We start from the raw sequence: 8259 nt of genomic DNA, 5'->3' as shown, positions 1-8259 counted from the left end.
ACCGCCTGCACCACCAGGAAACGCTGCTTCATTTCCTCGACATCGAGCGTGTCGGGATCGAGATGCTTCGGCTGCAGGCCGCCCAACGCCGGCCACAGGCTTTTCTGGCCCTTGCCCTTCTCGGGATAATCGTAGAATCCCTTGCCGTTCTTGCGCCCGAAGCGGCCCTGCTTCTCGACCATCTCGATCATCAGCTTCTTCTGCGCCTGGTCGATGGCGTTGGCGCCGAGGTCGGCTTCGGTCGCCTTCATGATCTTGAGCACCAGATCGAGCGCCACCTCATCCGACAGCGACAGCGGCCCGACCGGCATGCCGGCCATCTTCGCGACGTTTTCAATCATCGCCGGCGGCACGCCTTCCATCAGCATTTCCAGCCCTTCGGCGGTGAAGCGCAGCACGCATCGGTTGGCGAAGAAGCCGCGCGAGTCATTGACCACGATCGGCGTCTTGCCGATCACGCGGACGTAGTCCAGCGCGGTGGCTAGTGCTACGTCGCCGGTGTTCTTGCCGACGACGATTTCCACCAGCATCATCTTCTCGACCGGTGAGAAGAAGTGAATACCGATGAATTTCGACTGGTCGGTGAACTCCTCCGCGAGCGAATTGATCGGAAGGGTCGAGGTGTTGGAGGCGAAGATCGCGCCTTCCTTCAGAAGCGGCTGCGCCCTCTTATAGATCTCGGCCTTCACCGCGCGGTCCTCGAACACCGCCTCGATGACCAGGTCGCACTCTTTCAGCACGTCGAAGTCCGACGTCGCGGTGATCTTGGCCATCAGCGCGGCCTTGTCCGCCTCCTTGGCGCGGCCCTTGGAAATCAGCGCGTCGATGGCGGCCTCGCAATGGCCGCGGCCCTTGTCGGCCGAGGCCTGGTCGCGGTCGATCAACACCACGTCGATGCCGCCGCGCGCCGAGACGAAGCCGACCGACGCGCCCATGAAGCCGGCGCCGATGATCGCGAGCTTCCTGACCTTGGTCGGCGGCACGTCCTGCGGACGGCGCGCGCCCTTGCTGAGCTCCTGCATCGAGATGAACAGGCTGCGGATCATCGCCGCCGCTTCCTTGCTCTGCAGGATCTTAGAGAAGTAGCGCGACTCGACGCGGAGGGCAGCGTCCATTGGCAATTGCAGGCCTTCATAGACGCACTGCATGATCGCGCGGGCCGCTGGGTAATTGTCGAAGGTCTCGCGGCGATAGATCGCGTTGGCCGGTGGGAACACCATCATGCCCTGCTTGGAATAGACCGGGCCGCCGGGCAGCTTGAAGCCCTTCTCGTCCCACGGCTGCACCGCCTTGCCACCAGCCTTGATCCAGTCCTTCGCCGCGCCGATCAGGTCGGCCGCCGGCACCACGGCGCCGACCAGGTTCATCGCCTTGGCCTTGCTCAGGTTGAGCGCCTCGCCCTTCAGCAGCATCTGCAGCGCATCCTGCGCCTGCAGCATGCGCGGCAAACGTTGCGTGCCGCCGCCACCCGGGAACAGGCCGACCTTGATTTCCGGCAGGCCGAGTTTGGTCTTCGGATTGTCCGCAGCGACGCGATAATGACAGGCCAGCGTGACTTCGAAGGCACCGCCGAGCGCGAGGCCGTTGATCGCCGCGACCCACGGCTTGCCGGAAACCTCGATCTTGCGCAGCGTCAGCGACAGCTTGCGGCTCTCGTCGAACAGCAATTGCTGCGCGGCTTCCTCGCCCTTGTCCTTCCTCGCGGCGGCGAACACCTTGCCCATGCCTTCCAGCATCGACAGGTCGGCGCCGGCGGAAAACGCGTCCTTGCCGGAGGTGATGACGACGCCCTTCACAGCAGCATCGGCCGAGGTCTGATCGACGATGGCGTCGAGCTCCTCGATGGTGGTGGTGTCGAGCACGTTCATCGAACGGCCGGGAATATCCCATGTCACGACAGCGATGCCGTCGGCGTCGGTCTCGAGCTTGAAGTTCTTGAAGGTCATGTGTCGCTCCCAGTGATGTGCAGCTATTTCAGCGCAGCGGAGATCTTTCTTCCTTCTCCCCTTGTGGGAGAAGGTGCCTGAGCGAAGCGAAGGCGGATGAGGGGTCGCCGCGAAGCTCGGTGCCCGCGGCACCCCTCACCCGTCTCGACCGCTTCGCGGTCGATCCACCCTCTCCCACAAGGGGAGAGGGAAGGAAGCGAACTACACCCGCTCGATAATCGTCGCGGTGCCCATGCCGCCGCCGATGCACAATGTCACCAGCGCCGTCGATTTGCCGGTGCGCTCCAGCTCATCCAGCACGGTGCCGAGGATCATCGCGCCGGTGGCGCCGAGCGGGTGACCCATGGCGATGGCGCCGCCGCAGACGTTGATCTTGTCGTTGTCGATGTCGAACGCCTGGATGAAGCGCAGCACCACCGAGGCGAACGCCTCGTTGAGTTCGAACAGGTCGATGTCATCGAGCTTCATGCCGGAACGCTCCAGCACCTTCTTCGTCACATCGACCGGACCGGTCAGCATCATCGCCGGCTCGGAGCCGATATTGGCGAAGGCGCGTATTTTCGCCCGCGGCTTCAGGCCGGCTTTCTCGCCGGCTTCCTTGCTGCCGAGCAGCACGGCGGCGGCGCCATCGACGATGCCCGACGAATTGCCGGCGTGATGCACATAGTTGACGCGCTCGATTTCCGGATGCGACTGCAGCGCCACCGCATCAAAGCCGCCCATCTGTCCCATGGTGACGAAGGACGGCTGCAGCGACGCCAGCGACTGCATGGTGGTGGACGGGCGCATGTGCTCGTCCTTGGCCAGAATGGTCAGGCCGTTGATGTCCTTGACCGGCACCACCGAATTCTTGAAGCGGCCCTCTTCCCAGGATTTCGCGGAGCGCTGCTGGCTCTGCACCGCATAGGCATCGACGTCGTCGCGGGAGAAACCGTATTTGGTCGCGATCAGGTCCGCCGACACGCCCTGCGGCATGAAATAGGCCGGCACGGCGATCGACGGATCCACCGGCCAGGCGCCGCCGGAGGCGCCGATGCCGACGCGGCTCATCGATTCCGCGCCGCCGCCGATGGTCATGGCGTGCTGGCCGGACATCACCTGCGCCGCGGCGAAATTCACGGCGTCGAGGCCGGAGGCGCAGAAGCGGTTGATCTGGATGCCCGGCACGTCGTTGCCGTAGCCCGCCGACAGCGCCGCCATGCGGGCAATGTCGCCGCCGGCCTCGCCCACCGGATCGACGCAGCCGAGAATGACGTCGTCGATGGTGCCGGGCTGGATGTTGTTGCGCTCTTTCAGCGCCTTCAGCGGCGCGGTGGCCAGCGCCAGCGCGGTCACCTCATGCAGCGCGCCATCGGCCTTGCCGCGGCCGCGCGGGGTGCGCACGTGATCGTAGATATAGGCCTCGGGCATTCGTTTTCTCCCGTTTCAGTCTGGCTGCAAGCGCCTGACGAACTGTGACACTCGTATTTATCAGCCGTCATTGCGAGGAGCGAAGCGACGCGGCAATCCAGTTCTTTGCCTCACCGAAGAAAGGCTGGATTGCTTCGTCGCAAGGGCTCCTCGCAATGACGGAGCTTTTGGTTTCTTCAGAACGCCTCCGCAGGCAATTCCATCGTCGTCGCGGCACCCGACTGGATGCGCGCGAGATGCACGGAGGTTTCCGGCAGCATCCGTTCCATGAAGAAGCGGCCGGTCACCAGCTTGGTGGTCAGATAGGGTGTTGCGCCCGAGGCGGCAATCTTGTCCTGCGCCACCTTGGCCATCTTCGCCCACATATAGGCGAAGGCAGTGAGGCCGAATAGCTGCATGTAATCGGTTGCGCCGGCGCCGGCATTGTCGGGCTTGGTCATGGCATTGTTCATCAGCCACATCGTCGCCTGCTGCAGATGGCCGAGCGCGCCGGACAGCGGATCGACATAGGGCTTCATCGCCTCGTCCGCGCCGTGCTCCTTGGCGAAGGCGCCGACCTCGCCGAAGAACGCCATGGCGGCGCGGCCGCCGTCGCGCGGCAGCTTGCGGCCGACCAGATCCAGCGCCTGGATGCCGTTGGCGCCTTCATAGATCATGGCAATGCGGGCATCGCGCACGAACTGCTCCATGCCCCATTCGGCGATGTAGCCGTGGCCGCCGAACATCTGCTGTGCCGACACCGCATTGGCAAAGCCACCATCGGTGAGCACGCCCTTCAGCACCGGTGTCATCAGGCCCATATGGTCATCAGCGGCCTGTCGTTCCTTGGCATCCTCGCTGCGATGCGCGACGTCGCTCTTCAGCGCCGTCCACACCACCATCGCACGCGCGGCCTCGTTGAAAGCGCGGATGGTCAACAGCGTGCGGCGCACGTCCGGATGCACAATGATCGGATCGGCCGGCTTGTCCGGCGCCTTTGGTCCCGTCAGCGAGCGCCCCTGCAGGCGGTCCTTCGCATAGGCCACCGCGTTCTGGTAGGCGACCTCGGACTGCGCGAGCCCCTGCACGGCGACGCCGAGGCGGGCCTCGTTCATCATCACGAACATGCCCTGCATGCCCTTGTTCTCTTCGCCGATCAGCCAGCCCGTCGCGCTGTCGTAGTTCATCACGCAGGTGGAATTGCCGTGAATGCCCATCTTGTGCTCGATCGAGCCGCACGACACGCCGTTGCGTTCGCCGAGCGAGCCGTCGGCATTGACCTTGACCTTCGGCACCACGAACAGCGAGACGCCCTTGATGCCGGCGGGTGCGCCCTCGATGCGGGCCAGTACCAGATGGATGATATTGTCCGCGAGATCGTGCTCGCCGGCGGAGATGAATATCTTGGTACCGGAAATCTTGTAGCTGCCGTCGTCCTGCTTCACCGCCTTGGTTCGCAGCAGGCCGAGATCGGTGCCGCAATGCGGCTCGGTGAGGTTCATGGTGCCGGTCCATTCGCCGGACACCATCTTCGGCAGGAAGATCGCCTTCTGCTCCGGCCGGCCGTGCACGATCAGCGCTGCAGTAGCGCCCATGGTGAGGCCGCCATACATGGCAAATGCCATGTTGGCGGAGCACTGGAATTCGTTGACGGTCTGCGACAGCGCCACGGGAAGGCCCTGGCCGCCATATTCAGCGGGTGCGGACAGGCCAAGCCAGCCGCCTTCGGTGACCTGCTTGAACGCTTCCTTGAAGCCTTTCGGCGTGGTCACGCTGCCATCGTCATGGCGGACGCAGCCTTCGAGATCGCCGACCCGGTTCAGCGGCTGCAGCACCTGCTCGCTGAGCTTGGCGGCCTCGTCGAGGATCGCCTCGCGCACATCGGCCGAGGCGTCGGCGAAGCCGGGCAGATTGTTGTAGCGGTCGAACTGGAACACGTCGTTGAGCAGGAAGCCGACGTCTTGGAGGGGCGCTTTGTAACTGGGCATGGTTATTCCTTACGTGGAAGTCGCCTGCTGGCGGGCGAGCTGTTCGCCCATCAGGCGGTGCAGGAGGTTGATGGCCTTGAGTGGGCGCACCATGACTTTGAAATGGGTGATGCGGTCGTCGCTGTCGAAGGTGATCATGTCGACGCCGTTGATCGTGATGCCTTCAAGCGTGGCATCGAATTCGAGGATGACGCCGGTGTCGTTGCGCCACTCGCCGCGATAGGCGAAGCCGGGGCCGCCCAGCACTTGCTCGGCGCTCGCGAGATACTTGAACACGATATCACGCCCGCGTTGCGGCGTATGTACGACGGGACTCTCGAACACCGCATCGGGGTGCAGCAGATCCCACAACACGGCGCGATCATGCTCGCGCATGTAGGCATTCCACCTGTCGAGACCGGTCATCGCCAACCCCTCGTTGTTTCCATACATCCCTGCATGGAAAACTAGCTGGGCCGGGTGGCGTCCGTCAATACATATGTGTATGGTCGGCGCGTGAAAGATCGGCTGACCATAACGGACTGGATCAGGCACGGCCTGCGGACGCTGGCCGGTCAGGGCGAAAATGCCTTGAAGGTCGGCGCGCTGGCTGCCGGCCTGAACGTATCACGCGGCAGTTTCTATTGGCATTTCAAGGACATCGACGATTACCGCCAGACCCTGCTGCGGGAATGGGCGGTGCGCGCGGGCGAGCAGGTGATTCGCGATATCGACGCGACCATCACCGGGCCGGCGCGGCTGACGGCGCTGATGCGGCTGGCTTTTGAGGAAGATCGCAGCCTCGACCGCGCCATCCGGTCGTGGGCGGCCGCCGACCTGTCGGCGGCGGCGGTCGTGGCCTCGGTCGATGTGCAGCGCGTGGCCTATATCGCCAAACTGCTCACCGAGTCCGGGGTCGATGGCCGCAAGGCGATGCCGCGCGCCGAGTTCATCTACTGGGCTTACATCGGCCAGCCCGGGGTCATGCACCAGGCCCACACCGCCATCACCGAAGCCGACATCGACGACCTCAGCGCGCTGTTCACGCGCTGAAGCCTGACCCGGCCGAAGTCGGTTAACTTTCGCGCCCTGCGGGCAGGTTCCTTAACCCGTTGTTTACCGTAACACGAAAAAGTCGAAACGAGAGGCAGACGACCTGCGCCGTTTTCGATTGTCTTCATCGATGGGACGCGCGGAGAGGCCTTGGGTGCAGTTGCGCCAGGCTCGGAACCGGACGAAAGCATGAATTCGCGCGTATCGTGGAGTGTTGAGGGGATCGAGCCAACGGTTCGCGAGCGGGCCGAGGCCGCCGCGCGCCGCGCTGGCATGTCGCTCGGCGACTGGATGAACTCGACCATCGGCGAAACCAGCAATTTCATCTCGCCCAATGCCCGTCCCCGTTATGAGCAAGGCGTTTCGGCGTTGCCGCAGCGTGACGCGGCCGACGTCGCCGAAATCCACCAGCGGCTCGACGCCATCACCCGGCAGATCGATCAGTTTTCACGCCCTGCCGCGCGCGGCGAACCGGGCGTCGCACGCCAGCTCAACGAGGCGATCTCGCGGCTCGACGCGCGGCTGTCGCAGATCAGCGAGCCCGCGATCGCGCCGCAGCGCAGCGCCGACATGGTCGAGCGCGCCGCCAACAAGGTGTACAGCGCCTCGCCGCCGATCGATCCGTTCTCGCTCGACTTCGCGATCTCCGAAATCACCGCGCGCCAGGACGAACTCGACGGTTTCGCGCCGCGGCTGTCACCGCGCCAGGCGCCGCCGAGCGCGCCGGCCGCTTCACAGCCGCCAGCCCCCGCACCCTTGCCCGCGCCCGCTCCGGCGCTGGACATGTCCGGCCTGGAACGGCAGCTGTCGCAGATCACCAGCAAGATCGAGGCTTTGCAGCGCCCGGACAATGCGGTCGAGCAATCGATCGCCGTGTTCCGTTCCGAGCTGGCTGAGATCCGCAACGTCATCACCGAAGCGCTGCCGCAGCGCGCCATCGAATCGCTCGAGAACGAGATTCGTTCGCTGGGCCGCCGCATCGATGACAGCAAGAACGACGGCATCGACGGCCAGGCGCTGGCCGGTGTCGAGCGCGCCCTCGCCGACATCTACCAGACGCTGCGGACGCTGACGCCGGCCGAACAGCTCGCCGGCTTCGACGAGACGATCCGCAATCTCGGCGGCAAGATCGACCTGATCGTGCGCTCCAGCGACGATCCCGGCACGCTGCAGCAGCTCGACGCTGCCATCGCCGCGCTGCGCGGCATCGTCTCCAACGTCGCCTCCAACGAGGCGCTCAGCCGGCTCAGCGACGACGTGCAGACGCTGTCGTCCAAAGTCGATCAGCTCGCCCGCGCCGACCACCACAGCGATTCCTTCGCCGCCCTCGAGCAGCGCATCATGACGCTGACCACCGCGTTGGAAAGCCGCGAGCGGCCCGCCGCCGCCAATTCCGATCACCTCGAAATCGCGCTGCAGGCGCTGTCCAACCGGCTCGACCATCTGCCGGTCGGCAACGACAGTTCGTCGGCCTTCGCGCATCTCGAACAGCGCGTGTCCTATCTGCTGGAGCGGATCGAGAGCAGCACAGATCCGCGCAGCAACAATCTCGGCCGCGTCGAGGACGGGCTGCAAAACATTCTGCGCCATCTCGAACGGCAGCAATCGACCTTCGCCGCGCTGGTCGATAGCCGCCACAGCGCGCCTGCGATGGATCCCGCGCTGGTCGATACCATCAAGCGCGAACTCTCCGACATGCGCTTCAGCCAGTCGGAGACTGATCGCCACACCCAGGATTCCCTCGAAGTCGTGCACAACACGCTCGGCCACGTGGTCGATCGCCTCGCCATGATCGAAGGCGATCTGCGCACCGTGCGCGCCGCACCGGTGGCGCAGCCGGCGCCAATCCCGCACGCGCAGCCGCCGCGCGCCGCCGCGCCGTTGCATGCGCCGGCGGTCCCGGC

5 protein-coding genes and 1 pseudogene are annotated in these 8259 nt (G+C 64.9%); 2 read left to right on the top strand and 4 right to left on the bottom strand.

From position 1 onward, the window contains the following. From JWR89_RS09925 to JWR89_RS09910, 4 genes are all read right to left on the bottom strand, one after another. On the bottom strand, positions 1 to 1946 hold a 1946-nt coding region (locus tag JWR89_RS09925), incomplete at its 3' end, for a 3-hydroxyacyl-CoA dehydrogenase NAD-binding domain-containing protein (protein ID WP_299715048.1). Between the two features lie 201 nt (positions 1947 to 2147). Continuing rightward, positions 2148 to 3356: an acetyl-CoA C-acetyltransferase gene (locus tag JWR89_RS09920; RefSeq protein WP_299715045.1), complete on the bottom strand. Its 1209-nt coding sequence runs from the start codon at positions 3354 to 3356 to the stop codon at positions 2148 to 2150. Positions 3357 to 3532: 176 nt separating this feature from the next. After that, a complete protein-coding gene (locus tag JWR89_RS09915) occupies positions 3533 to 5323 on the bottom strand; it encodes an acyl-CoA dehydrogenase C-terminal domain-containing protein (protein WP_299715042.1) in 1791 nt (596 codons plus the stop codon). 9 nt (positions 5324 to 5332) lie between these two features. Next, on the bottom strand, positions 5333 to 5728 hold the full coding sequence (locus tag JWR89_RS09910; RefSeq protein ID WP_299715039.1) for a nuclear transport factor 2 family protein: 396 nt from the start codon (positions 5726 to 5728) through the stop codon (positions 5333 to 5335). Positions 5729 to 5818: 90 nt separating this feature from the next. Between JWR89_RS09910 and JWR89_RS09905 the strand changes: the two genes are divergently transcribed. Together JWR89_RS09905 and JWR89_RS09900 are read left to right on the top strand one after the other, a co-directional pair. Beyond that, a complete protein-coding gene (locus tag JWR89_RS09905) occupies positions 5819 to 6355 on the top strand; it encodes a TetR/AcrR family transcriptional regulator (protein ID WP_299715036.1) in 537 nt (178 codons plus the stop codon). Positions 6356 to 6544: 189 nt separating this feature from the next. After that, a pseudogene (locus JWR89_RS09900) lies at positions 6545 to 8259 on the top strand (hypothetical protein); the annotation flags it as partial.

The organism is Tardiphaga sp., from assembly GCF_028290785.1.
Taxonomy (GTDB): Bacteria; Pseudomonadota; Alphaproteobacteria; order Rhizobiales; family Xanthobacteraceae; genus Tardiphaga.
This window is presented reverse-complemented; position numbering and strand designations above follow the sequence as displayed.

What these genes read in the sequence shown, in the direction of transcription:
- JWR89_RS09915 (WP_299715042.1), bottom strand. Translation starts at nt 5,323, where the DNA reads ATGCCCAGTTACAAAGCGCCCCTCCAAGACGTCGGCTTCCTGCTCAAC.
- JWR89_RS09920 (WP_299715045.1), bottom strand. Translation starts at nt 3,356, where the DNA reads ATGCCCGAGGCCTATATCTACGATCACGTGCGCACCCCGCGCGGCCGC.
- JWR89_RS09910 (WP_299715039.1), bottom strand. Translation starts at nt 5,728, where the DNA reads ATGACCGGTCTCGACAGGTGGAATGCCTACATGCGCGAGCATGATCGC.